The organism is Pseudodesulfovibrio aespoeensis Aspo-2 (assembly GCF_000176915.2).
GTDB classification, from domain to species: Bacteria; Desulfobacterota; Desulfovibrionia; order Desulfovibrionales; family Desulfovibrionaceae; genus Pseudodesulfovibrio; species Pseudodesulfovibrio aespoeensis.
In genome coordinates this window covers 3,278,271-3,301,593 of record NC_014844.1, presented here as the reverse complement: position 1 = coordinate 3,301,593, position 23,323 = coordinate 3,278,271, and the positions used below count along the sequence as shown (strand labels likewise).

Below are 23,323 nucleotides of genomic sequence, written 5' to 3'. Positions count from 1 at the left end.
CTATCTTTTTTCCGGCTCGTCCCTTTGTTGCGCTTTGCAGTGCAGCGACGCAGATCGCTGTTTTCAACAGGCCGCTGGTCCTGTCAGGCGAGGCAATACGCTGCGAACCGGCGCAGCAGGTCGGCGGACTCCGGGGTCTCGCGGACCGAGTCGCGCAGGGCGTCCGGGTCGTTGCCGTGGGCGGCGATCTTAGCGGCCTGGGCCGTCACATAGTGGCGAGTGGCCTCGGCGTCGAACTCCGGGTGGAACTGAACGCCCCAGGCGTGACGGCCCAGGCGAAATGCCTGATGCCGGTCGTGGTCGCTGGCCGCCAGGACCACGCAGGCCGGGGGCAGGACGCTGGCGGTCTGCGAATGGGTGACGTGGGCCGCGAACACGGGCGGAAGCGACGAGAAGAGCGGATCGCGCGCCGCCTCGTGGGTCAAGGTGACGGGCACGGTGCCGATCTCCGGGCCGTCCGGGTGGTAGTCGGCCCGCCCGCCCAGGGCATGGGCCATGAGCTGGTGGCCAAAGCAGATGCCGAGCATGGGCAGCCCCGCGTCCACGGCCCCGGCCAGCCAGCGGCCCGTGGTCAGCATCCAGTCCGCGTCGTCCGTGACCATGTCGTGGGAGCCGGTGATGACGCATCCGGTCAGGATGGCGGGATCGGGCAGCGGGTCGCCCCGGCGCACGTCCGCGCAGATCCACTGGTCAGGGGCAAGGCCCATGCCTCGCGCGGTCCAATGCTCGAAATCGCCCCTGGCCGGGATCAGATGGTCAAAGGTGGAGCCGGTCTTGAGCACAAGGATGGGACGGGAGGACGGCATGGTGGCAAGATCCTGCGGTTGTTGGTTGAACGCCGGAGCGATGGTGGCCCGTGGAGCGGGGTCAAGTCAAGTTCCAGATGGGTAACACCCCTTGAAGTTTATGCAGGGTTTGCGGTATCAATACAGAGTCTGCATATATGTAGAGAAACTGCATAGTCTCAACGGAGTGATCATGAACAAGTCCGCATGTGCCGGAGCCTGGAGCCGCCGCCGATTTCTCAGGGCAGGAGCCATGACCGCCATGGCCGTGGCTCTTGGGGGCTGCGCCAAGAACCCGGTCACCGGCAAGAGCCAGCTGATGCTCGTCAGCGAGACCGATGAGGTCAACCTGGACAAGCAGGCCGCGCCGCACCAGCTCTCTGCCGACTACGGTCCGGTGCAGGACGGCGCGCTCAACAGCTATGTCTCGGGCGTGGGCCAACGGCTGGCGGCCACGAGCCACCGGCCCGACATGCCCTACAGCTTCCGGGTGGTCAACGCCAACTATGTCAACGCCTACGCCTTTCCCGGCGGGACCATCGCCTGCACGCGCGGCATCATGCTGGGCATTGACAACGAGGCTGAACTGGCCGCCCTGCTCGGCCACGAGATCGGCCACGTCAACGCCCGGCACACGGCCTCGCGCATGAGCACCTCCATGGTGGTGGGCGCATTGGCCGGTGTCGGCGGCGCAGTGGTGGGAGCCAGGTACGGCGGCGACTGGGGCGCGCTGGCGGGCGGGCTTGGCGGCATCGGCGTGGGTGCGCTTCTGGCCTCCTACAGCCGCGACGACGAGCGTCAGGCGGACAGCCTGGGCATGGAATACATGACCAAAGCCGAATACAACCCCGACGGCATGGCCGGACTCATGGAGATGCTCAACACCCAGCACGACAAGGAGCCGAGCGCGCTGGAGGTGATGTTCTCCACCCACCCCATGAGCAGCGAGCGGCTGGCCACGGCCCGGCAGGCCGCCAATTCGAAATACCTCTCGGCCCGCGAGTATTCGCTCTATCGCGAGCGGTACATGGACAACACCGCGTCGCTTCGCGCCACGGAGCCTGCCATCAAGGAGTTGCAGACCGCGGAGAAGCTCATCCGCGAAAAGGAATACGCCAAGGCCGACGGACATATCGCCACCGCCATCAAGCAGTCGCCTCGCGACTACTGCGGGCTGCTGCTGATGACCAAGTGCAAGGCGGCGCAGGAGCAGTACGCCACGGCCCTGCCCTATGCCCAGCGTGCCCACGAAGCGTATCCGGGCGAACCCCAGGCCATGCAGCTCAACGGGCTGCTGCTGGTGGCCACCAAGAAGTATGACGAGGCCTTTGCCAATTTCGCGGCCTATGAGAAGGCGCTGCCCGGCAACCCCTACAGCGCCTTCTACAAGGGCTACTGCAAGGAGGGCATGGGCAGCACCCGCGAGGCCGCCGAGGAGTATGTGCGTTTTCTCCAGCAGGTCAACCAGGGCGAGCAGGCCAAGCACGCCTATTACCGGCTGGTGGAATGGGGCTATATCCAGGGCCGGGCCGAGCCCGTGGCCAATCCCCTGAAGGGGCTGGTCTAGTCCGGGATTCGGGCCGGAGTTGGCGTCAGGCCCGGCGTCAGGCCCGGCGTCAGGATTCGCGTCAGGCTCGGCGGGGCCGGGAGACCGCGCCGCCAGGGTCCATGACGATCTCCACCGTCATCTCGGTGGCTGCGGCGTCGAGAAAGGCGCGCATCTCGCGGCGCAGGTGCGGGCTGTAGCGCAGTTGCAGGATGCCGGTGAACCGGTTGGTCACCGTGAACACGCCCAGGTTGTCGTGCGCTTCGAGCAGGAAGCGGAACAGCCCGATCTTGGATGGCTCCACCCGCACATAGGTCCGCGCCGAGTGCAGGGGCGGCGGCGGACAGGCCCGCTTGCGCGGCTTTGTTCTGGACGAGTTCTTCATGCGTTGCTCCCGGCCCTTGTCCTAGCCCGTCTCGGCCCGGTTGGCAACCAGGCGGGGGCGCACACCGCAAGACTCAGAGGTAGGCATGAAAAAAGGCCCCGGAACCGGGGCCTTTGGCATTGATTCGATGGCTTGGACTACTTGAGCCCCAGTTCCTTCTTGATGTGCTGGAAGTCGATGTGGTCGGCCACCAGTTCCGCGCCCTGCTTGATCTTGATGGCGTCGCGCAGCTTGTGGCGGGAGAGGATGTCGTCCATCTTCTTGGCCACGGTGAAGGTGTCCTCGCGGACCATGATGATGGGGGTCTCCAGCACCTCGGAGCGGGTCAGGATGATGTCGTTGGGGTAGAGGTTGCCGGTCAGCACCAGGCAGGGGCAGTCGCCCTCGAGCGCCACCAGCTGGACATCCGAGCGGTCGCCTCCCACGATGATGGCCGAGTTCTTCTTCTTGCGGAAGTGGGTCATGAAGTTTTCCACCTGCATGGTGCCGATGAGGAAGGTCTCGACCACGCGCTCGGACTTGTTGTGGGCCGAGATGATCTTGCCGCCCAGCCGGTCGGCCAGATCGCCCACCTTGATGGCGCCCATGAGCGGGTCATGCGGGATGACGCCCAGGATCTTCACGCCCTTGCTCTCCAGGGCCGGGCCGAGCAGCTGGTCCACCTCGTCCATGAAATGGGGCGGGATGTCGTTGAGGATGACGCCCAGAAGCTGGTCGCCCAACTGCTCCTTCATGACCATCAGGTAGTCGTATTTCAGCTCTTTCTGGAAGCGGTCGATGATGATCGCCTTGATGCCGAGCTGCTTGATGACCGAGATGGCGTCGGTGTTGCAATATTTGCCGGAGTACATGGAGCCGGAGCCGGCCACCAGGGTGACGTCCTTGGACTCGGCCAGGGTCTTGTAGCTCTCCACGATCCTGTCGAGCAGCCCTTCCATGTTGCCGGAGAAGGCCTTGACCTTGAAATCCTGGGTCACGACCACGGGCGAGACCAGTTCCGGGTCCTCGCCGATGCCCAGCACGTCCTGGACAAAGACCGCGTCCTCGTCGCCGAGCTTGCCGTTGACCTCTATGGGCATGGCACCGACAGGCTTCATGTAGCCGACGTTGAAGCCATCCTTCTGGAGCTTGAGGCCCAGGCCCATGACGATCATGTTCTTGCCTGAATACCCGGTAGTCGAACCAATGTAGAGACCAGCCATGCCGAATTTCCTCCCTGGTTGTGAAACGGGCGCGCGGCGCGCGGCTTGCGGCCCATCAAAATTACATTGCGGAATAATCAGCCGATGGTCAAGCGCAGGTCCGAGACGAACGCACCCTCGGCATTGACCAGGACCGGGCTGAGCACGGCCTCCTGAATCCCCGGAAAGTCGGTCGCCAGCTGTGACATGGACAGGAGGATGTCCTCGATGGCCGTCAGGTTGACCGGCTCCTCGCCGCGCGCCCCGCGCAGCAGGGGGAACGAGCGGATCTCGCGGATGATGTCCTGGGCGTCCTGGAGTGTCAGCGGGGCCAGCCGGTAGCTGACATCGCCGAGCATCTCGGAGAGCGGCCCGGCCAGACAGAACGAGAGCAGCGGTCCGAACTGCGGGTCCTGGGTGAAGCGCACCTCGACCTCGCGCGCCTTGATCGGCCCCATGGTCTGGACCAGACAGCCCGCGATGTAGGCATCGGGCCGTTTGCGCTGGGTGCGGCTGGTGATGTCGAGCCAGGCGTCGCGAACGTCGCGCGGGGTGTGCAGATCAATGGCCACGCCGCCCACGTCGGCCCGGCTCTGGATATGGGGCGAGACGATCTTGAGCGCCACGGGGTAGCCGAGCTTCTTGGCCGCGCGCACGGCCTGGTCGCTGGTGCGCACCAGCCGGGTCTCGGGTACGGGCAGCTCGTAGGCGGCGGCCACGCTCATGGCGTCGGCAAAGGGCAGCTCTTGCAGGCCGATCCGGCGCGCCTTGGCGATGACATGCTCGGCCTTGCCCTTGTCCCGGCGAAAGCAGACCTCCACCGGATAGGGCCGGTTGAGCCAGCGGTAGTGGGCGAGCATGGAGGAAATGGCGCGGATGGCGGGCTCTGGGTAGGCGTAGCAGGGAATGCCCGCGGCCAGCAGCATGTCGCGGCCCGGTTTGATGCGCTCGTGGCCCATGAAACAGGCGAACACGGGCTTGTCGCAGGCCTTGGCCGTGTCGATGATCGCCTGGGCCGTGGCTTCGATCTCGGCGGATGCCGTGGGCGTGAGCAGCACCAGGATGGCGTGGGTGATCTCGTCCTGGGCCACGGCTTCGAGGGTGGCCCGGTAGCGGTCCGCCCTGGCGTCGCCAATGATGTCAATGGGGTTGTAGATGGCGGCAAAGGGTGGCAGGGCCTCGGTCAGGATTTGCAGCGTCTTCTGCGATGGGCGCGCGAGGTTGAGCCCGGCTCCCTCGCAGGCGTCCGCGGCCAGGATGCCGGGGCCGCCGGAGTTGGTGATCACGGTCAGGTTCGGCCCCTTGGGCAGCGGCTGCTCGGAAAAGGCGCGGGCCAGGTCAAAGAGCGCCTCCAGGTCGTGCATCTCGATGATGCCCGCCTGGCGGAAGGCGGCGGTGGAGGCCACCAGCGACCCGGCCATGGAGCCGGTGTGGCTCGACGTGGCCCGCGCGCCCGACGGGGTGGTGCCCGCCTTGATCATGATGACCGGCTTGGTCCCGGTCACGGCGCGCGCCTTGCGCAGGAATTTTTCGCCGTCGTCCACGCTTTCGAGGTAGCCGATGATGACCCGTGTGTCCGGGTCGTCGCCCAGGGCTTCGAGCACGTCCGCCTCGGACAGGGCGGCCTTGTTGCCCAGGCTGACGAACTTGGAGAAGCCGACCCCCTCGCCGTCGGCCCAGTCGAGGATGGCCGAGCACAGGGCGCCGGACTGGGAGAAGAACCCGATGGACCCCCTGGCGGGCATGGCCTGGGCAATGGTGGCGTTGAGACCGCACTCGGTGTTGATAAGTCCCAGCGAGTTGGGGCCGAGCAGGGTGATGTTTTTGCGCCGGGCCAGATCGGCCATGCGCATCTCAAGCTCGAACCCGTCGCGGCCTGTCTCGCGGAACCCGGCGGTGATGACGCACACGGCTCCGACGCGCGCCTCGGCCAGCTCGTCCAGGGTGCGCAGCACATCCTGGCGCGGCAGGACCACCACGGCCAGATCGGGCGAATGCGGCAGCCTGTTGATGGCGGAATACGTCTTCAGACCGAGGATTTCGCCGCCTGCGGGATTGACGGGAAACAATTTCCCCCTGTACCCTGCGCCCACCAGATTGGCGAGCACCACATGGCCGAGCTTGCCCGGATTTCTCGATGCGCCGATGACGGCGACGGAATCGGGATTGAACAGGGTGCGAAGGCGAGTGTCTGATTGCATATACCACGGGGGTTGAATGGATACCGGCGACCTGCAACAACGTATTCACCATAGGTTTGGGCAAGTCAAGCTTATGGAGGCAGCACTGACCCACAGTTCCCACGCCAACGAGCAGGAGGGGGACGGCGACAACGAGCGGCTCGAGTTCCTCGGCGACGCGGTGCTTGAGCTGTGCATATCCGAGGAGGGCTACCGCCGCTTTCCGCATGCTCCGGAGGGGCAGCTGACCAGGATCCGGTCGCAACTGGTCAAGGAGAAGAGCCTGGCCGCCATAGCCCGTAGCCTGGACCTGCACCGGCACATTCTGCTTGGCAAGGGCGAGGAACTCCAGGGCGGGCGCGACCGCGACGCCCTGCTGGCCGACGCCTTCGAGGCGCTCATGGGCGCGGTGTTTCTGGATGGGGGATTTGCGGCGGCCAGGAAGAGCATCCTGCACATATTCGGGGACAAATGGCCCGAGGCCGAGATGCTGCCTGAAACCAAGGACTACAAGAGCCGCCTCCAGGAGGTGGCCCAGGAGCGGTTTCGCGACCGGCCCGTGTACGTGCTGGCCGGAACCAGCGGCCCGGAGCACGAGAAGGTGTTCATGGTGGACGCCACCCTGCCCACCGGGGCCTGCTTTCGCGGCGTGAGCAGCAGCGTCAAGCGGGCCGAGCAGGAGGCCGCAAGGCTGGGCCTGCGCGCCCTCAACGTTCCCGACGACGAATAGCCCGGCCTTATGGGCGCGGGCAAACGACCGGGAACCGGAGCCCGGCGGCCAGTGGCCGCCGGTCCGGTTCCGATCGTCTTCAGCCGCGAAAGTCTGCCCGGTGCGGCTAGCCGCCGATGAGCTGCATGGCCATCCTCGGCAGGGAGTTGGCCTGCGCCAGCATGGCGACAGCGGACTGGGTCATGATCTGGTTGCGCACGAATTCCGTCATTTCCTGCGCCACATCGACGTCGGAGATGCGGGATTCGGCAGCCTGCAGGTTCTCGGCCTGGATTTCCAGGTTGGTGATGGTGTTCTCCAGCCGGTTCTGCATGGCACCGAGGTTGGCGCGGATCTTGTCCTTGGAAATGATCGCGTTGTTGATGGCGGCCATGGCTGCCTGGGCCAGCGCCTGGGTGGAGATGGCCTTGCCCGCGTTGATTTCCTCGGCAGTGGCCCCAGCCTTGGCTGTGGCGGCGTGGCCCAGGCCGAAGGCAGAGGCCGTGGAGCCCTGGATGGCTACGTAGTAGTAGTCTTCCGAGCTGTCGTTGCCTGTGCCGAAGTGGATCTTCAAGGGACCGGTGGGCGAAATGCCCCTGCCGTTGTGGTCCGTGCCCGGATTGCCGGACAGGTTACCGTTGAGCAGGTAAATTCCGTTGAAGTCCGTGGCGTTGGCGATACGGTTGATTTCCGAGGACATGGCCTGATACTCGGAGTCGATGATCAGGCGCTGGTCGGAGTTGTACGTGCCGGTGGACGCCTGCATGGCCAGCTCTTTCATGCGGATGAGCTTTTCATCGATGACCTGCAGCGCGCCGTCCGCCGTCTGGATGAGTGAAATCGCGTCGGCTGCGTTGCGGATGCCCTGGTGCAGAGAGCTTATTTCCGAGCGCATGAGTTCGCGAATAGCCAGTCCGGCGGCATCGTCGGCAGCCGTGCCAACGCGCAGACCGGAAGACAAACGCCGGGTCGAGGTGCCAAGGCGGCTGTAGTGCTCGCTCAGGTTCCTCTGGGCGTTCATCGCCATCAGGTTGTGGTTGATAACTAAAGACATCAGAACCCTCCTTGTTCAAACTTCAAATCCATTTGCGCTGTCTTTAGCAGTATGCGTGCCAACTGTGCTTTATTAAGGTATATTAAGGCATTGTCAGTTTATAAAAAGTCTAGACAGTCCTTTTTTGCCTAAGTCGGAATCTGTCCAACAGGGCGGTTTGTCAAAGGATCGCCGGTGGTGGGCAGCAAAAAATGCCCTGCCGGGGTCGGTGCGGGCCGGGTCTCGGACCGCTTTTGAGACTCGGCCTGGAGCTTTAGATTGGACCAGGGGCCGGACCCTCTGCCAAGTCGGGTGCCAAACCAGGGGGCGGCAGGGGCTGGCATGGGCCTTGGACCCGCACGGGGTGCTGTGGCCGGGCAGAGGGCTGGGGGCGTGATCAAAGGCGCGGACGCAGGCGATGGCGGACGGTTTCCCTGGTTGGACTGGACGCAGGCAGGGTCTGACCAGTGAACGCGAAGCGGCCCGGCAGGGATGTCCTGCCGGGCCGGCCTGTTGTGCGCGCCCCGCGCGGGTCAGACGCGGAGCTGTCTTGGAGAAGGGCGTCCGCGCAGCATGAGCCGGACGCTTTTTTGCAATTGTTAAGGGCTGTGGCCTTGGTGCGCCGCGCTACCTCTTCATGGCGATGACTTCGCCGAGCATGGAGTCCGTGGTCGTGATGACCTTGGTGTTGGCCTGGAACCCGCGCTGAGTGGTGATCATGCGCACGAATTCGGTGGCCATGTCCACGTTGGACAGCTCCAAGGCGTTGCCGTCCACCGTGCCCTTGCCGCTGGAGCCTGCCTGGCCGGTCAGGGCCGGGCCGGACTCGCGCGTCTCGGAGAAGAGGTTGCCGCCTTCGCGCCGCAGCCCGTGCTTGTTGGTGAAGGTGGCTAGGGTCAGTGCATAGAGCTCGATCACTTCTCCGTTGGAGTAGTGGCCGGTGAGCACGCCCTCGCGCGAGACCGAGATGTTCTGCAGGATGCCTGCGGAGTAACCGTCCTGCCCCTGGAACAGGGTGGACGAGCCGCCGGTGTTGTAGCTCTGGGTGGCCAGGGCGCTCACAGCCGGATCCCTGAAGCTGGGCAGATACCCGGTGCTGTTGGTAATGGCCAGTTGGGCAGCTGCCGCGTTGGAGGGCATGGTGCCAAGGCTCACGGTCCAGCCGTTGCCAGAGAGGTCGTTGTTGGAGATGCCAAAGTCCATCTGGATGGGCGTGGCGTTGGCCGCCTCGGCCGTGCTGGCGTTGGACTTGCCCAGGAAGTTGGCGGTGAAGACCGGATAGCCGCCGGTGGAGAAGTCCGCCGGAGTCCAGTTGCGCAGGTCATCGGGACCGCCGGTCATGCCGCCGTTGGACTTGAGGGTGAAGGCGCTCATTGCCGTGAGCTGGCCGGTGGTGAAGGTCAGGGTGCCGACCATGAGCACGCCCGACGCTTCGGTCAGCCCCTTGCCGATGGAGGTGATATTGCCGTCTGCGCCGCTGAGCATGCGCCGGTCCTCGGAGGGGTTGACCGTGACCATGTACTCCCACACCGTGTCGCCGCCTGCGTTGCTCAAGGTAACCGGGTCGAAGTACACGGTCACGTTGTGGGCTGTGCCGATGTCGTCGAACACCTTCATGGTGGTCGAGTAGGAGTAGCGGGTGGCGTCCAGGGGGGTGTCCTCGGTGCCGTCCCAGTTCTCGAACATGGCGAAATAGGGATGGGTAGCGCTGGTGGACTTGTCCGTGGCCGTGGGGTCGAGGTTGGTGACCACGGACATGGAGCTGGTGGCTTTCGGCGACGACTGGAAGTTGTCGAGCCGGATGTCGGTGGGGGTGCCGACGATGCGGGTGGAGTTGACCGTGCTGGTGGTTGTCGCGGAGGTGGAGGACACCGAGGTGGTGGCCTGTTCCACGGCCCAACCCTGGACCACGTAGCCGTGCGGATCCACAAGGTAGCCGTCGTTGTCGAAGCGGAAGTTGCCCGCGCGGGAGTAGAACTTGGAATCCAGTCCCTTGGGGGAGAGAACAAACATGCCGTCCCCGGAGATGGCCACGTCCGTGGCCTCGGTGGAGGACTCGAAGGAGCCCTGGCCGAAATCCGAATAGATGGTGGAAACGCGCACGCCCCGGCCTATCTGGCCCACGCCGTTGACCGTGGCGAAGTCCTGGCTCAGGAGATCCTCGAACTGCATCCAGGTGCCCTTGAAGCCCACAGTGTTGACGTTGGCCAGGTTGTTGCCGATGACCGTCATGCGCTCGGAGTGCACGGTCAGGCCGGTGATGCCCGCGTAAAGTGATGACCCTAAACCCATAACTACCTCCTGTCTCTTCTCCAAGATGTCCGGGCGGTCTCGCCCGGGCGTGATTTGCCTATGCGCCTGTCTCTTCCGCTTCGTCGGTGGTGTCCGAATCGTCCGTGACGCTCGTGCTGCCCGGATCGACGATTTCCTTGACGTTGAGGAAGCTCACGAAACGGCCATCCTTGAGCCGCAGGTACTGGGTCCCGCTCTCATTGACCACGGCATCGACCGTTCCGGAAATTTCTGTCTGAACCATGACGGCCTTGCCGCCTGCGTCCTTGCCGAGAATGCCGACGCCGTAGGTGCCGTCGTCCACCAGGTTGCCGCTCTCGTCCCTGCCATCCCACTTGTACTGGTAGGTGCCGGCTTCCTTGCTGCCGAGCTCCACGGTGCGGACAATGGCACCCTCGGAGTCGTAGATGTTCATGAAGATCTCAGTGACCGACTCGCCGAACCCGTAGTAGATGGTCGAGGCGTTGCCTTCGGCGACGCTGATCTTGTACCCTTCGGCCTTGATGTCCTTGCCGATGTAGCTGGCTGCGGAGAGCAGGTCGCTCTTGCCCATGACCGTGTTCAACGACTGGACGCCGTCGTTGATCTTGGTCAGCTGCTCAAGGCTGGAGAACTGGGCCAACTGCGAGGTCATGTCCGTGTCCTGCATCGGGTTGAGCGGGTCCTGGTGCGTCAGCTGGGCTACCAGCAGAGTCAGGAAATCCGCCTGCCCAAGGCTCGCCTTGCTGGTCGGCGTGTTGGAGGCGGCAAGCCGGTCTTCCTGTGCGCCGATATAGACGCCGGTGGTGTCTGTGTATCCCATGATAAACCTCGCTTAGGCGATGACGTGGATGCCCTGTTCGGTGCGGGCGCTGCGGGGGGGCGTGTCAGCAGAGACCGGGCCCAGCCCGGTGGCGTCGCCGCGCATGGCGCGCATGTGCTTGCGCATGGCGGTCATGACCTCGCGATCGCGCGCCAGGTTGTGCTGTTCGCTGCCAGCCCAGTCGTTGCTGTCCTGGTTGCCGGTCAGGCCGGTCTGCACCTCGAGCTTCTCGACCTTGAGTCCCTGGCTTTCCAGGGAGGAGCGGATCGCCTCGATGTTCTCGTTGATGACTCTGGCCGCGTCCGCGCTGTCGGCCCTGATCACGGCGTTGACTTCCTTGCCCTGGACCTGGAGCACGATGTTCAGCTTGCCCAGGTTCTCGGGCGTCAGTTGCAGGGTGAGCTGCTTGGTGCCGTTTGACAGGTTCTTGAAAATGGCGGTTTCCACCTGACGCATGACCTTGGGCGCATCGACCTTGTCCCAGACCCTGTTCTGGTTCTTGGAGACCAGGTCCGAGGTGTCGGTCTTGAACAACTGTTCAGTGGTGTCGGTCGCGGTCCGGGTGGAGTTGGGCCGGGACGAGTCGTCCTTGAGCTTGGCCAAGAGGTTGCCCCACGGGTCCTCGGCCTTGGCGTTGTCGTTGCGGCCATCGGTGGTGTCGGAGCCGGACTTCTCGGGCAGGATCGGGCTCGCGCTCTTTTTGGCTGTCTCGGCGGGCATGGACTCCTTGCGGGTCTCGACCGCGCCCTTGAAATCTTCACGCACCTGCGTCCGCGCTTCGGCATCGCCCCTGGTTTCGGTCTTCGCATCGGTCTGGGTGCCGGACTTGCCCTCGGTCCTGGGGCTGTCCTCGGCCACGCGGGGCTTGAGGTCCACGGCAGCCTCGATGTCCCTGGCCGCGCTGCTCGCCTTCAAGGTTTCGCCCATGGACTGCGCGAATTCCCTGCCCACGGCCTTGACCAACTGGCGGTCCTTGGCGTCCATCCCGGCCAGCTCCTGACGGATCAGGGTGAAGGCTTCCTTGACCTCCTTGGCCGTGGAGTTGGTGCCGACCATCTCCTTGATCTTGGCGGTGAACTCGGTGGAGAAGCGCATGGCGGATGAGAAAGCCTCGACCTCGTCCTTGGTCAGGAGCAGTTGCTGGGCCTTGGGCAGCTCGGCCAGCTTGGTCTGCATGGCGCTCACGACCTTGTCCTGCTCGCCATTCTCAAGCCGGGCGATGAGGGTGTCGGACTCCTCGGTGGTGAAGCCGAACTTGGCAAAGAAGGTGGCAAGCTTTTCCCGCTGGTCGTCGCTGATGCTCGCCTTGCGCATGGATTCCATCTTGTCGGCCAGGGTGGAGGCGAATTCCTTCCAGGTCATGCCTTTTTCGCTGTTGACCTTCTTCTCTATCTCGGCGATTTCCTCGGCGCTCATCCCATAGGCTTCGAGGTCTTCCTTGACCTTTTCCATGTCCTCGCGGGTCATGCGTTCTTCGCTGTTGCGAGTCTTTGCGTCCTGGTCCTCCTTGACCACGCGCTCTTCCCTGGCCTTGACCTTGGTGCTGGCCGTGACCACGGATTTGGATTCCTCCTGGGGCAGGGGCGCGGATTCGAGCATCTTGTCGGTGGTGGTGACAGGGGCCATGGCGAGTTCATTCTCGATAGCCGTGGAATGCTGGGCAAAGACCTCGGCGAACAGCCCCTGCTGCTCATTCCTGCCAAATCCCGATACGTTCGGGTTCTTGATCTTGTCCGTGATGGGTTCCAAAGCGATGCCGGGAATATTTTGCATGGTTTGCTCCTTCGGCATCCATACAATCAAAAGCCGTGCCAAAGGGGAAATTCAGTAATTCAGGCGTATTGTCGAAATGAGGAGTAGGCAGAAACCGCCTGTTGCGAGGCGGTGGTCCGGGCAGGGGACGTTCCTTGCCGGGTGCGGGCCGGCCCGGATCATGACCGGGCCTGGAAAAGTGCGCGGGAGTGGTCGGGCCGGGGTCAGCGGCAGTTGGCGATGAGCGTCTCCACCAGCTCCAGAGCCTGTGCCCAGGCACGCCGGGAGTGGCAGCCGTTGGCCAGGGCCATCTGGATATAGCCGGTCAGGGGTCTGACCACGGGCGGGCTGTCGGCCCAGAAGGATTCGTGCAACAGCGAGCCGGTGCGCACTCCGTGCGTGAACTGGCGGCTCATCTCAGGGATGTGGCCGAGCAGGGCGGTGGCCGCCTTGGGCGCGGACGCGGTCACGTCCTTCCAGGCTGTGGCTGCGCGCGCCTCGTCCCGCCCGCCAAGGCGAGCCCCGAAGAACGTCTGCCAGAAGCGCGAGACGAGCCGCTCCTCGTCGGGCGGCGCGCTGTCGAGCCTGCGCAGGCGGCACAGCCCTTGTTCCCTGGCCGTCTCAAAGAGGGTCAGGCCGGGCAGATTCATGCCCGCGAGCTTGGCTGCCGGGTCACCGGCCACCATGCGCGCGGCCAGCACCGCCACGCGACCGGGCTCAAAGGGGTCGTGGCACAGGAGCCTGTCGCCTGTGCATTGCCAGCAGCCGCTGGCGCAGGCCATGTCGGCCCGGAGCACGAAATGGCCGGGCGGATAGGGGCCTGTCTCCCACGGGTTGACGTGGCCCATGGACAGGTTGAGGCACTTGAGACCGGTCCAGGCGGCCAGATGCATGGGCCCGGTGTCCGGGGTGATGAACAGGGCCAGGGTCTGGCCTACCACGCCGAATTCCTCCAGGGCCAGGGTGCCGCACAGGTTGAGGACCGGGGCCTTGGCCAGGGTTGTCACCTCGCGGCCCAGCCCGACCTCTGCCGGGCCGCCGAAGAGCACGGGCCGCAGGCCGCGCCCCAGCAGCTCATGGATCAGTGCGGCCCAGAAGCGGGCCGTGGGCCGCTTGCCCGGCTCGCTCGCGCCCAGGAACAGGCCCACCGAGGCGGAATCGGGCGGCAGGGTGCGCGGCGGATCGAACCGGGTGGCGGTCATGGCCTGCTCCGGGACGATGTCCAGGGCGTTGAGGTCGGCCCAGTGAAAGCGGTTGTAGCGGTTGTTGCGCACCAGGGAGGTCCGGTAGAGCTGCCAGGGGCCGTGGACGAACCGGCTGCCGTCCCTGGCCTGGGTCGGTCCGAGTCTGGCCTCGCTGCGCAGTTCGTCGGCCAGGAGGGCGGCCTGCTCCCGGATGCTCAGGTTGATGACCAGCTCAAAGGCGTGCTGCCTGAGCTGGTGGGCGCTGTCCCAGGGAAAATAGGTGGCCTTGGGCGAGAAGCGCATCAGCGGCTTGTAGAACATCGCCTCCGCGGCCACGAAGAGTGGGTGGCCCGGAAACTGCCGGGCGAGCCAGAGCATGAGCGGAAAGGAGAGGATCAGGTCTCCCATGCGCTGCATCTGGAGTATGAGTATGGGGCGTTTGGCGCTCATAGGGTCTCGCGGCGGGTCAGGGCCTGGGTGCGGTCATGCGAAGGTGTCGTGCATGATGTCCATGAGTCGGGTCATGCGGTGGTCGTAGGTGTGCTCGGCCAGCACGCGCTTGCGGGCGGCCAGGGCCACGCGCTGCCGTTTTTGCGGATCGTTCAGGTAGAGGTCCACCAGTCCGGGGATCTCGTCCGGGTGATTGAAGAAGACGATCTCGCGGCCCGGCTCGAACAGCTCCTCCATCTGTCTGCGGTAGTCTGTCAGCAGGAACGCGCCGCAGCACGGCACGTCAAAGACGCGCTGGTTGACCGCGCCCTTCATCTGCTGGCTGGTGCAGTTGAAGTTGATCTCGCTTTGCGGATAGAAGTTCGGCAGATCGCCGTAGTAGGAGAGCTCGGCGTGGTATCGCCAGTCGTCGCGGCCCTTGAGCAGCTCTTTCCAGCCGGGGTCGCCGACGATGAGCGGGGCGTGGTCGAGGATGCGCAGCACGCAGTCGAGGCGGTAGAGGAGCGTGGCCTGCCAGGTGATGAAGGTCTCGAAGGCCTGGGTGCGCTCCGGGGTGCCAAGGGCCTCGTAGTCGGTCCGCAGCTCCGGGTAGTTCCTGACCAGGAACCGGCCTGAGCAGCGCTCTTCGGATTCGCCGAAGGCACGGGCCACCATGATCCCGGCCTGGACCAGCCTGGGCGACGGGTTGGCCGCTTCCAGCCGCTTGATGGTCTTGCCCAGCATGGAGTTGCCCACAAAGGAGATGCCTGCCCGCCATGCCTCAACAGGGCGTGACCGGCCCGGCGTGAACCGGGTGGGGTCTGCGGCCAGGGGCAGGTGGAAGACGTGGCGGAAGCCCATGGCTTTCAAGGACTCGATGTTGTCCGCGTCCCAGGAAAAGAGGGCGGTGCGCATGCCGTGCAGGTTCTGGTAAGCGCCCAGGATGAGGTGGGGGTTGTCCACGAACCAGGAGGCCAGGGGCACGTCGAAGCGGTCGAGCAGGGCGGCCAGCACGCCCTCGCGGTCCACGCCCAGGTGGTTGACCGTGAGCACGAAGTCGGGTTTGAAGGCGGTCAGCACGGCGAGCATGCTGGAGACAAAGGTGTCTAGGTCCATCTCCCTGGCCCCGAAATCCATGACCTGATGCTCCACGCCCAGCCGACGGCACGCGGCCTCCAGCTCGCCGGTCAGGAAGTACTGGCTGGTGAGCAGCAGAATGCGCGGGGTGGTGCGGCGGAACTTGGGCCAGGTGTTCGGGGACGCTTGCATGGTTCCCTCACTAACGGCAGGCCCGGCTTTTGTCCACTCCGGCGAGTGAAATGGCGCGTCATGGCAGCTGATGAGACGCCTTCCTGCCGGTGGTCCAAGAAAACCGCCCGCACCGGCATGAACCGGCGCGGGCGGGGGATTGCCTTGGGGCGGACCGGCTTAGTTGAGCAGGTCGGGCCGGGTGATCTCGATGTCGGCCTGCTGGCGCAGCCCGGTCATGTAGGCGTTGAGCACTTCCAGCTGGTAGTTCTGGCTGGCCTGATCGATCCAGGCGTCCTTCTGTTCGGCCCAGGTCTCCTCGGAAGCCGGGATGACTTCGCTCAGGCGGGCCACGATGATCCCTTGCTGCATGGCAAAGGGCTGGGGCAGCCACTCCTTGCCCGCGCTGCCAAAGGCCGCTTCGGCCAGGGCCTGGCTCTGGCCCAGGGCCGGGACATTGCCCTGGCGGTCAAAGGGCTCGGAGGTTTTGATGCGCGCCGCGTATCTGGCGGCGGCCTCGGCGCTGTCCGGGCCGGTCAGCTGGGCCAGGATTTCCTGGGCCTCGGTCATGGCCAGGGCCGCGGCCTTTTGCTGGGTGATGGCTCCCTCGATGGCGTCGCGCACCTCGTCGATGGGCAGCGGCGCAGCCGGGATGTCCTCGACCTTTTCCACCAGCATGTAGCCGCCGTTGATGGAGAGCGGGGTCTTGTGCGACTCGTTCTTCTGGATGTCCATGACCACCGTGGCGGCCTCGGGGGTCAGGCCGAAGTTCTGGACCAGCCCCTGTTCGGGCAGGGGGCTGGAGGTCACGGCCAGCATGCCCAGCTCGTCGGCCACGGCGTCAAGCGTCATGCCGGAGACAAGGCGGTCCATGGCCTGATCAAGCAGGTCCGTGACCCGTTCCGCCGCCTTTTCTTCGGCAATGGCTATGGCGATGTCCTTTCTGACCTCGTCAAGGGCAAGTTCCCTGGCCTCCTTGCGGTCCTCGACGTAAATGATGTGCCAGCCGAACTGGGTTCTGACCGGCTCGCTGACCTGCCCCTTGGGGGTGGAAAACGCGGCCTGCTCGAACTCCGGGACCATGTCGCCGCGCCCGAACCAGCCGAGGTCGCCGCCGCCTGCCGCGCTGGGGCCTTCGGAATTCTGGCGGGCCAGGGTGGCAAAATCTCCGCCCGCCTTGGCCTTGGCGTAGGCCGCGTCGATCTTCTTGCGGGCCTCGGCCTGCTCCTCGTCGGAATCCGAGTCGCTGGTCATGATCAGGAGGTGACTGGCCTTGACCTGTTCCTCCTGCTTCATGCTGGCGGAGTTGGCCGCAAAGTAGGCGTCGATCTCCGGGTCGCTGACCTCCTGCCGGGCGGCGAGGTCCTTGGGCGTGAAGGCGAGGTAGCGGATGCGGACCTGCTCCGGGACCATGAACTTGTCCTGGTTGCTGGCGTAGAATTCGTCCACCTCCTTGGCGTCCACACGCACTTGCGGCGCGAAGGCGGCAGGGGAGGAGAGGATGTAGTCCACGCGGACCTCCTCGCCGACCCAGTCGAATATCTGGCGGGCCTGCTCCGGGGTGGCCACGCCGGTCTTGCGGACCATGTCCTGAACCTTGCCCGCGATCATCTCGTTCTTGAAGTTGGCCTCGAACAGGGCAGGGGTCATGCGAATGGAGCGCAGGGCGGCCATGTAGATGTCGCGGTCAAAGGCCCCGGCCTGATTCCAGAAGTAGGACTGGCGGGTGATGGCGGCAAAGACCTCTTCGTCCGAGGCGGAGATGCCCAGGCGGGCGGCCTCGTGCAGGAGTAGCCGGCTGTTGATCAACTCGCCGAGGACCATCTGTTTGAACTGCGGGTCCTGCAACTGGGCCGGGGTCACGTCGGGGTTGGCCGTGCGCACCCCTTCGGCGGCGCGCTGGAAGGCGTCCTCGAACTCGGCCCTGGTGATGATCTGGTCGTTGACCGTGGCCAGGATCGGGTCCTGACCCGTCTCAAGGCCGCTCATGCCAAAGGCGAAGACAAAGACCACGATGATGATGCCAAACAGGATCTTGACGATCCACCCGGAGGCGTTTTCACGCATTATCTCTAGCATTGCTACTCCACGATGCCTGTTGTCCGCCGCTCGGACCGGTGTCCGTGGCGGCGGTTTCATTCATGCAGGTTCTTTTTTCGGGGCATTCCCTATGCCTGGTTCTTGCGAACCGCATTGAGAAGGCCACCTGACTGGATAATCTCCAGTTCCTTTTTGGTCAAATCATTTGTGACGGCAACGGATTCGCCGCTGGCGAGGCGGATGTCCACGGTTCCGCCGGGCGTGATTGCCGAGGCCGGGATGGTCAGGCCCGCGTCCTGGGCCAGCGCGTCGTAGTCGCCGGGGTTGACGAGCAGGAGCGGCAGGATGCCGAAGTTGACCAGATTGGCCCGGTGGATGCGGGCCAGGGACTTGACAATGACCGCCTTGACCCCCAGGTGGCGCGGGCCAAGCGCCGCATGCTCGCGGCTCGATCCCTGGCCGTAGTTTTCGCCGCCGACGATGACGCCCGTGCCCGCCTGGGTGATGCGGGCCACGAATTCCTTGTCCACCCGGCTGAAGATGTACTGGCTGATGGCCGGGATGTTGGAGCGCAGGGCCGTGATCTCCGCGCCCGCGGGCAGGATGTGGTCGGTGGTGATGTTGTCGCCCACCTTGAGGGCCACGGTGGTCTCGATGGTGGCGGGCAGCGCGTCGAATTCCTCCAGGGCCACGATGTTGGGGCCGCGCAGGATGACCACCGACCCGGCGCCATCTCCGGCGTCTTTTCCGACCTCATTGGGCGGGAACACGAACAGGTCGCGGATGGAGGGCACGTCCATGGGCAGCTCCACGCGCTCGGGCGCGTCGCCCCAGGTGGCGGGGTCGGTGAACTGTCCGTCCAGGGCCAGCCGGGCCGCAGTCTGGGCAGAGGCGAGGTAGACCTGGCCGTCCTGGGTGCCGGAGCGGCCCTCGAAGTTGCGGTTGAAGGTGCGCACGGACACGCCCGCGCTGACCGGCGAGCCGCCCATGCCGATGCACGGGCCGCAGGTGCATTCGAGGATGCGCGCCCCGGCGTCGAGCAGCGGCTCGATGAGCCCCTCGTGCGCCAGCAGTTTCACCACCTGCTTGGAGCCGGGCGAGATGAGCAGGTCGGTCTGGGGCGGGGTCCGGCGTCCGGCCAGGATCTGGGCGGTGTTTTTCAGGTCCGAGTAGGACGAGTTGGTGCAGGAGCCGATGGCCACCTGATCAATGGCCTTGCCCGCCAGGGATTTGACCGTGCAGACCCGGTCGGGCATGTGCGGTTGGGCCACCAGGGGCTCAAGCCTGGAGAGGTCTATCTCGATGACTTCGTCGTAGACGGCGTCCGCATCGGCCACAAGTTCCATGAAGTCGGAGCTGCGGCCCATCTTTTCCAGAAAATCGCGGGTGCGAGCATCGGACGGGAAGATGGAGGTGGTGGCCCCCAGCTCCGCGCCCATGTTGGTGATGGTGGCCCGGTCGGGTACGGACAGGGCGGCCACGCCCGGCCCGGCGTACTCGAAGACCTTGCCCACCCCGCCCTTGACCGTGAGCAGACCGAGCAGGTGGAGGATGACATCCTTGCCCTGGGCCCAGCCGGTCAGCGCGCCGGTCAGGTGGACCTTGACCACCTTGGGCATGGGGATGAAGTAGGGCTCGCCGGCCATGGCCAGGGCCACGGACAGGCCGCCAGCGCCCATGGCCATGGAGCCGATGCCGCCCGCCGTGGGCGTGTGCGAGTCCGAGCCGATCAGGGTGGCGCCCGGTTTGGCAAAGTTCTCCAGGTGCAGCTGGTGACAGATGCCCGTGCCAGCCGGGGAAAAGATCGCGCCGGATTTGGCGGCCACGGTGCGCAGATAGCGGTGGTCGTCCGGGTTGCGAAAGCCCATCTGCAGGGTGTTGTGGTCCACATAGCTGACCGACAGGTCGGTGCGGACCCGGCCGATGTTGATGGCCTCGAACTGAAGCCAGGCCATGGTGCCGGTGGCGTCCTGGGTCAGGGTCTGGTCTATGCGCAGCCCGACCTCCTGGCCGGGGATCATCTCGCCCGAGACGAGGTGCTTCTCAATGATCTTGTGGGTGATGCTCTTGCCCATCTGCCGCTCCTGCAAGGTCTTAAAGGTGTCGGGTCTCTCGTGTCCCGCGTGCGCGCCCTGTGCGGAAAAAGGCCGGACCTCTCACAACCCGGCCCGCGCGCCTGCGGGGATCGTTAAAACAGGAATCCGTCTCTCGGTTCGCTGGGGCTGAGGCCGTCGATGCCGAGGTTTATCCGGTTGATCTTGTTCACCCGGAACTGGATGTCCACGTCCAGGCGCAGCTTGTCGCGCTGGAGCTCGAAAATTTCCGCGTTGTGGTAGATGCCTTCCTTGGGCCTTTCGGCGGCCATCAGGGCGCGGATGGTCTGGATGGTCTTCTCGCGCTCCTGGGTGAGGCTGGCTATTTCGGCCTGCAGGGTGGGGATATCCTCGGACAGCCGGGGATTATCGGATCTTGATTCGTCTGCGTGTGTCATCGTTCTTCTCCGTGACCGGTTTGGGTTTCATCTTGCCGGAGGGGAGGGAATTGTAGAAGTTCCAGAATTCCGGCCAGGTGGAGGTCACTTCGCCGTGGTTTTCAAGGATGATGCCGGGTACGGCGTAGGCGGCCAGGGCGCAGCCCATGGACCAGACCGGGTCCGGGCTGAACCAGGTGCCGTCCCAGGTCTTGGAGCCGGGCTTGAGCGTGATGCTGTCCTTGCTCTCCTCATAGGCCGCGCCCATGCGGTCGAGCAGCTCGATGATGGTGTCGTCCGGCGCGCCCTGTATGGTCGCGGCTCCCCCCTTGAGGGCCAGGGCCAGGGCCAGGGGCCGCAGCTCCGGGTCGCGGCCCAGGGTGATGGCCGCATCGGCGGGCATGTCGGCCACCTTGGTGGCAATGAGGTTTTCGGTGGCCATGTCGATGCGCAGGCCCAGGCTTGTGAGCTCTTTCACAATGCGCATGGCCTTGTCGCTGGCAGGCCAGGTGCCCTGGATGTTGATGGAGCCGCCGGACATGATGGGCAGGGCCATGAGCATGCTGCACAGGGACACGGACAGGGGGAGCAGCGGCTCCTCCTCGATGACCGGGATGCCGTGGCTGACCGTGACCGTGTCGCCGGACAGCTCGGCCTTGATGCCGCAGCTGGTGAGCACTTCAACGGCCTCGGCCACGCGCTCGCGGGCGTCCGGGCCGAGCCCCCTGATGGTCAGCCCGCCCGGATACGACCAGGCGGCCAGGGTCAGGGCCGCGGCAAAGTCCGGGTCGAGCGAGCCGGGCAGGGTGACTGCCTTGTCCATGACGCCGCCGCATTCGAGGCGGGCGGGCAGGCCGGGGTTGTTGGGATTCATGGGCACCAGACGCGCGCCCAGGCTCGGCAGCACCTTGTTCAGGGCCGCGATGTCCATGAGCTGCAATCCGGGTTTGCCGGTGAACTTGCACCGCCCGGCGTGGCCCAGGGCCAGGGCCAGGAGCAGGTAGAAATTGAAGGAATCCTCGCCTACAAAGACCATGTTTCCCTCAAAGCCGAGGGTGCTGCCGCCGTCGTTGCGGATGAAGTCGTCGTCCCAGTGGATGGGCGCGCCCACCTGCTTGAGCGCCTTGGCCAAGTCCTTGTTGGGCGCGTTCATGGTCACGGGCGCGAGGATGGCGCGTGCCCCGGAGCTGGCGGCCATGGCCAGCATCATCCGGGTGTGGCGGAAGGATCGCGGGCCGGTGATGGCCGCATCCACAGGCTCCACGCGCGGGGCGAGCTTGTAGCCGTCGCCGGTGAACTTCTTGCGCGCGTCGGCCAGGGAGAACTGGTTGAGCAGCGTGAACAGGGAGCGGGCCAGCTTGGCATCCAGGCCCAGATCACTGGCCGTCTGGTCCAGGGAGCCGCGCAGGAGCTTTTCGAGCTTGGGATCGACCAGGGATTTCTGCCGGGATTTGCGCCACGCGCCTTCCTTGCGGATGAGGAAGGAGCGCTTTTCAAGCAGTTGCAAAATCTGCGTGTCGATCTCGGAAATGTCGGTGAACCGGTGCTGGGCTACATCCACGGACTTGTCCGCGAAATCCTCGTCGGATTCGATGTGGTCGCCTGCCGCGTCGCGTCTGCTTTCGGGCCGGGGGGGGCGTTTGGTGAAATTCCTGGGCGCGCCGTCGCGGCCTGGCCGCCTGTCGCTCTTGCGTCGGCTGTCGCCGGAGACACCCCTGCCGTCTTCCTTGCGGATTTTGATCATCGTCTTGCCGTCTTCCTTATTAATGATATGGGTCCCCCAAAAAAGGGGAACCGGTTCTCTATACTGAAAGACACGGAGTGGCAAGCCCCGGCCTGGGGGGCGACATTTCCGGCCCCGCAAGGCCGGATGTGAAAAGGGGAGGCAGCCGTGGCTGCCTCCCCGTAGAGCCGTCAGGCGTGGGCCTGCTTACTTCATGGAAGCGCCGGAGGCGGCTTTCTGCATCTTGACTTCGACCTTTTCGGTCAGGCCAGCGTAGTATGCGCGCAGGATGTCCAGAACCTCTTCGCGACCGAAGTGATCAGGAATCGGGGCGCCTTCGGACAGGCCCTTGCGCAGGGCGGTGCCGGACAGGATGACGCGGTCTTCCTTGGCGTGCGGGCAGGTGCGCAGGGAGGCCATGCCGTCGCATTTGTAGCAGTAGAAGGTCCAGTCGATCTTCAGGGGCTTGGTGAGCAGAGCCTTGCCAGGATCGGGGCAGGCCGAGTTGGCGTAGGGAATTTTGTCGAAGATGGTCTGGGCCTCGAACATGCCGTAGAAGTCGCCGACGCCAGCGTGGTCACGACCGACGATGAGCTTGTTCATGCCGTAGTTCTGACGGAAGGTGGCGTGGAGCAGGGCCTCGCGCGGGCCAGCATAGCGCATGTCCAGCGGGTAGCCGGCCTGGATCACGTTATCCTTCACGAAGTAGTGCTCGACCAGGGTGTCGATGGCTTTGACGCGGACTTCAGCCGGGATGTCGCCGGGCTTGAGGGCACCCACCAGGGAGTGGATGACAACGCCGTCGCAGACTTCCACGGCGATCTTGCACAGGTACTCGTGGGAGCGGTGCATGGGGTTCCTGAGCTGCAGGGCGGCCACGTCGCCCCAGCCCTTGGCGTCCATCTCGGTGCGCAGCTGGGCAGGGGTCTTGTAGACACCGGGGAACTTGGTGGGGAAGTCGCCCTCGGAGAGCACCTTCACCGGGCCGGCCAGGCAGAACTTCTTGCGGGCCAGAACCATCTGCACGCCCGGGTGGTCCTTGGTGGCAACGCCCATGAAGTCGCCCTGGCTGTCAGCGCCTTCGCCCTTGTAGACCTTCTCGCATTCCCAGGTCTTTTCATCCTTGGAAAGCTCGAAAACCTCGGTGACCTTCATGGTGGCCATCACAACGCCGTTGCGCTCAAGGGCGATCTCCTCGCCGGACTTGATGGAGGCGTCCTCGGTGGCGAGCATGACGGGGATGGGCCAGAAAGTGCCGTCGGACAGGGTGATCTTCTCGCAGACGCTCTTCCAGTCGGCCTTGCCCATGAAGCCATTGAGCGGGGAGAAGCCGCCAATGCCCATCATGATAAGATCGCCCTTCTCCTGGGAGGAGATTTCGATCTTCTTGAGGCCAGCGGCCTTCTTGGTTTCAGCAGCGAGTTCTGCGCCTTCGAGAAGGCAGCAGACGAGCCCTTTTCCACCGTGCGGTGCTACGAGTTTGGACATGTAAGCCTCCTAATGAATGTTTTGTTGAAAGAATCCATTGCCTTAATGTTCATGGCGCGTTCAAGTGAGCGCTTTT

The 23,323-nt window shown here is 64.8% G+C and carries 17 protein-coding genes; 2 read left to right on the top strand and 15 right to left on the bottom strand.

The features are described 5' to 3' along the window. Positions 1-83 precede the first annotated feature (83 nt). Entirely contained in the window at positions 84-806 is a 723-nt protein-coding gene (locus DAES_RS15300; protein WP_013515945.1) for a glutamine amidotransferase, read from the bottom strand. A 172-nt stretch (positions 807-978) separates the two neighbouring features. Here DAES_RS15300 and DAES_RS15295 point away from each other — a divergent pair, with 172 nt between their 5' ends. Continuing rightward, on the top strand, positions 979-2,352 hold the full coding sequence (locus DAES_RS15295) for a M48 family metalloprotease (RefSeq protein ID WP_013515944.1): 1,374 nt from the start codon (positions 979-981) through the stop codon (positions 2,350-2,352). Positions 2,353-2,413: 61 nt separating this feature from the next. On the opposite strand, the gene DAES_RS15290 is transcribed toward DAES_RS15295, so the two are convergent. The 3 genes from DAES_RS15290 to DAES_RS15280 form a co-directional block, all read right to left on the bottom strand. Continuing rightward, complete coding sequence (locus DAES_RS15290; RefSeq protein ID WP_013515943.1) at positions 2,414-2,716, bottom strand: DUF4911 domain-containing protein; 303 nt, start codon at positions 2,714-2,716, stop codon at positions 2,414-2,416. 137 nt (positions 2,717-2,853) lie between these two features. Further along, complete coding sequence (locus DAES_RS15285; protein ID WP_013515942.1) at positions 2,854-3,918, bottom strand: phosphotransacetylase family protein; 1,065 nt, start codon at positions 3,916-3,918, stop codon at positions 2,854-2,856. 77 nt (positions 3,919-3,995) lie between these two features. Continuing rightward, complete coding sequence (locus DAES_RS15280; RefSeq protein ID WP_013515941.1) at positions 3,996-6,098, bottom strand: acetate--CoA ligase family protein; 2,103 nt, start codon at positions 6,096-6,098, stop codon at positions 3,996-3,998. A 16-nt stretch (positions 6,099-6,114) separates the two neighbouring features. Here DAES_RS15280 and rnc point away from each other — a divergent pair, with 16 nt between their 5' ends. Then, entirely contained in the window at positions 6,115-6,807 is a 693-nt protein-coding gene (rnc, locus tag DAES_RS15275) for a ribonuclease III (RefSeq protein ID WP_013515940.1), read from the top strand. Between the two features lie 106 nt (positions 6,808-6,913). On the opposite strand, the gene DAES_RS15270 is transcribed toward rnc, so the two are convergent. The 11 genes from DAES_RS15270 to sat all read right to left on the bottom strand — a co-directional run bounded on the left by DAES_RS15270 (position 6,914) and on the right by sat (position 23,247). After that, complete coding sequence (locus DAES_RS15270; protein WP_013515939.1) at positions 6,914-7,840, bottom strand: flagellin N-terminal helical domain-containing protein; 927 nt, start codon at positions 7,838-7,840, stop codon at positions 6,914-6,916. A gap of 606 nt (positions 7,841-8,446) precedes the next feature. Then, complete coding sequence (locus DAES_RS15265) at positions 8,447-10,111, bottom strand: flagellar hook protein FlgE (protein WP_013515938.1); 1,665 nt, start codon at positions 10,109-10,111, stop codon at positions 8,447-8,449. A 58-nt stretch (positions 10,112-10,169) separates the two neighbouring features. Beyond that, positions 10,170-10,913 (bottom strand): flagellar hook assembly protein FlgD, encoded by a 744-nt coding sequence (locus tag DAES_RS15260; RefSeq protein WP_013515937.1) that lies wholly within the window; start codon positions 10,911-10,913, stop codon positions 10,170-10,172. 12 nt (positions 10,914-10,925) lie between these two features. Beyond that, positions 10,926-12,686, bottom strand: a complete 1,761-nt coding sequence (locus tag DAES_RS15255; RefSeq protein WP_013515936.1) for a flagellar hook-length control protein FliK — start codon at positions 12,684-12,686, stop codon at positions 10,926-10,928. A gap of 203 nt (positions 12,687-12,889) precedes the next feature. Next, positions 12,890-14,299: a glycosyltransferase family 9 protein gene (locus tag DAES_RS15250; protein WP_013515935.1), complete on the bottom strand. Its 1,410-nt coding sequence runs from the start codon at positions 14,297-14,299 to the stop codon at positions 12,890-12,892. Between the two features lie 33 nt (positions 14,300-14,332). After that, the gene (locus tag DAES_RS15245; RefSeq protein ID WP_013515934.1) at positions 14,333-15,547 is read right to left on the bottom strand and encodes a CgeB family protein; all 1,215 of its coding nucleotides are present in this window, start codon (positions 15,545-15,547) and stop codon (positions 14,333-14,335) included. A 159-nt stretch (positions 15,548-15,706) separates the two neighbouring features. Then, the gene (locus DAES_RS15240; RefSeq protein ID WP_013515933.1) at positions 15,707-17,605 is read right to left on the bottom strand and encodes a SurA N-terminal domain-containing protein; all 1,899 of its coding nucleotides are present in this window, start codon (positions 17,603-17,605) and stop codon (positions 15,707-15,709) included. A gap of 89 nt (positions 17,606-17,694) precedes the next feature. Next, positions 17,695-19,641, bottom strand: a complete 1,947-nt coding sequence (locus DAES_RS15235) for an aconitate hydratase (RefSeq protein WP_013515932.1) — start codon at positions 19,639-19,641, stop codon at positions 17,695-17,697. Positions 19,642-19,754: 113 nt separating this feature from the next. Next, positions 19,755-20,057, bottom strand: a complete 303-nt coding sequence (locus DAES_RS15230; RefSeq protein WP_013515931.1) for a hypothetical protein — start codon at positions 20,055-20,057, stop codon at positions 19,755-19,757. Then, positions 20,026-21,780, bottom strand: a complete 1,755-nt coding sequence (locus DAES_RS15225; protein WP_013515930.1) for a chorismate mutase — start codon at positions 21,778-21,780, stop codon at positions 20,026-20,028. Before DAES_RS15225 ends, DAES_RS15230 begins: the two co-directional genes overlap by 32 nt. Positions 21,781-21,966: 186 nt before the next feature. Next, positions 21,967-23,247, bottom strand: a complete 1,281-nt coding sequence (sat, locus tag DAES_RS15220) for a sulfate adenylyltransferase (protein ID WP_013515929.1) — start codon at positions 23,245-23,247, stop codon at positions 21,967-21,969. Positions 23,248-23,323: the final 76 nt, after the last annotated feature.

Bases quoted from the DNA above. Each gene is read 5' to 3' on its own strand.
- DAES_RS15300 (WP_013515945.1), bottom strand. From the start codon at position 806: ATGCCGTCCTCCCGTCCCATCCTTGTGCTCAAGACCGGCTCCACCTTT.
- DAES_RS15295 (WP_013515944.1), top strand. From the start codon at position 979: ATGAACAAGTCCGCATGTGCCGGAGCCTGGAGCCGCCGCCGATTTCTC.
- DAES_RS15290 (WP_013515943.1), bottom strand. From the start codon at position 2,716: ATGAAGAACTCGTCCAGAACAAAGCCGCGCAAGCGGGCCTGTCCGCCG.
- DAES_RS15285 (WP_013515942.1), bottom strand. From the start codon at position 3,918: ATGGCTGGTCTCTACATTGGTTCGACTACCGGGTATTCAGGCAAGAAC.
- DAES_RS15280 (WP_013515941.1), bottom strand. From the start codon at position 6,098: ATGCAATCAGACACTCGCCTTCGCACCCTGTTCAATCCCGATTCCGTC.
- rnc (WP_013515940.1), top strand. From the start codon at position 6,115: ATGGATACCGGCGACCTGCAACAACGTATTCACCATAGGTTTGGGCAA.
- DAES_RS15270 (WP_013515939.1), bottom strand. From the start codon at position 7,840: ATGTCTTTAGTTATCAACCACAACCTGATGGCGATGAACGCCCAGAGG.
- DAES_RS15265 (WP_013515938.1), bottom strand. From the start codon at position 10,111: ATGGGTTTAGGGTCATCACTTTACGCGGGCATCACCGGCCTGACCGTG.
- DAES_RS15260 (WP_013515937.1), bottom strand. From the start codon at position 10,913: ATGGGATACACAGACACCACCGGCGTCTATATCGGCGCACAGGAAGAC.
- DAES_RS15255 (WP_013515936.1), bottom strand. From the start codon at position 12,686: ATGCAAAATATTCCCGGCATCGCTTTGGAACCCATCACGGACAAGATC.
- DAES_RS15250 (WP_013515935.1), bottom strand. From the start codon at position 14,299: ATGAGCGCCAAACGCCCCATACTCATACTCCAGATGCAGCGCATGGGA.
- DAES_RS15245 (WP_013515934.1), bottom strand. From the start codon at position 15,547: ATGCAAGCGTCCCCGAACACCTGGCCCAAGTTCCGCCGCACCACCCCG.
- DAES_RS15240 (WP_013515933.1), bottom strand. From the start codon at position 17,605: ATGCTAGAGATAATGCGTGAAAACGCCTCCGGGTGGATCGTCAAGATC.
- DAES_RS15235 (WP_013515932.1), bottom strand. From the start codon at position 19,641: ATGGGCAAGAGCATCACCCACAAGATCATTGAGAAGCACCTCGTCTCG.
- DAES_RS15230 (WP_013515931.1), bottom strand. From the start codon at position 20,057: ATGACACACGCAGACGAATCAAGATCCGATAATCCCCGGCTGTCCGAG.
- DAES_RS15225 (WP_013515930.1), bottom strand. From the start codon at position 21,780: ATGATCAAAATCCGCAAGGAAGACGGCAGGGGTGTCTCCGGCGACAGC.
- sat (WP_013515929.1), bottom strand. From the start codon at position 23,247: ATGTCCAAACTCGTAGCACCGCACGGTGGAAAAGGGCTCGTCTGCTGC.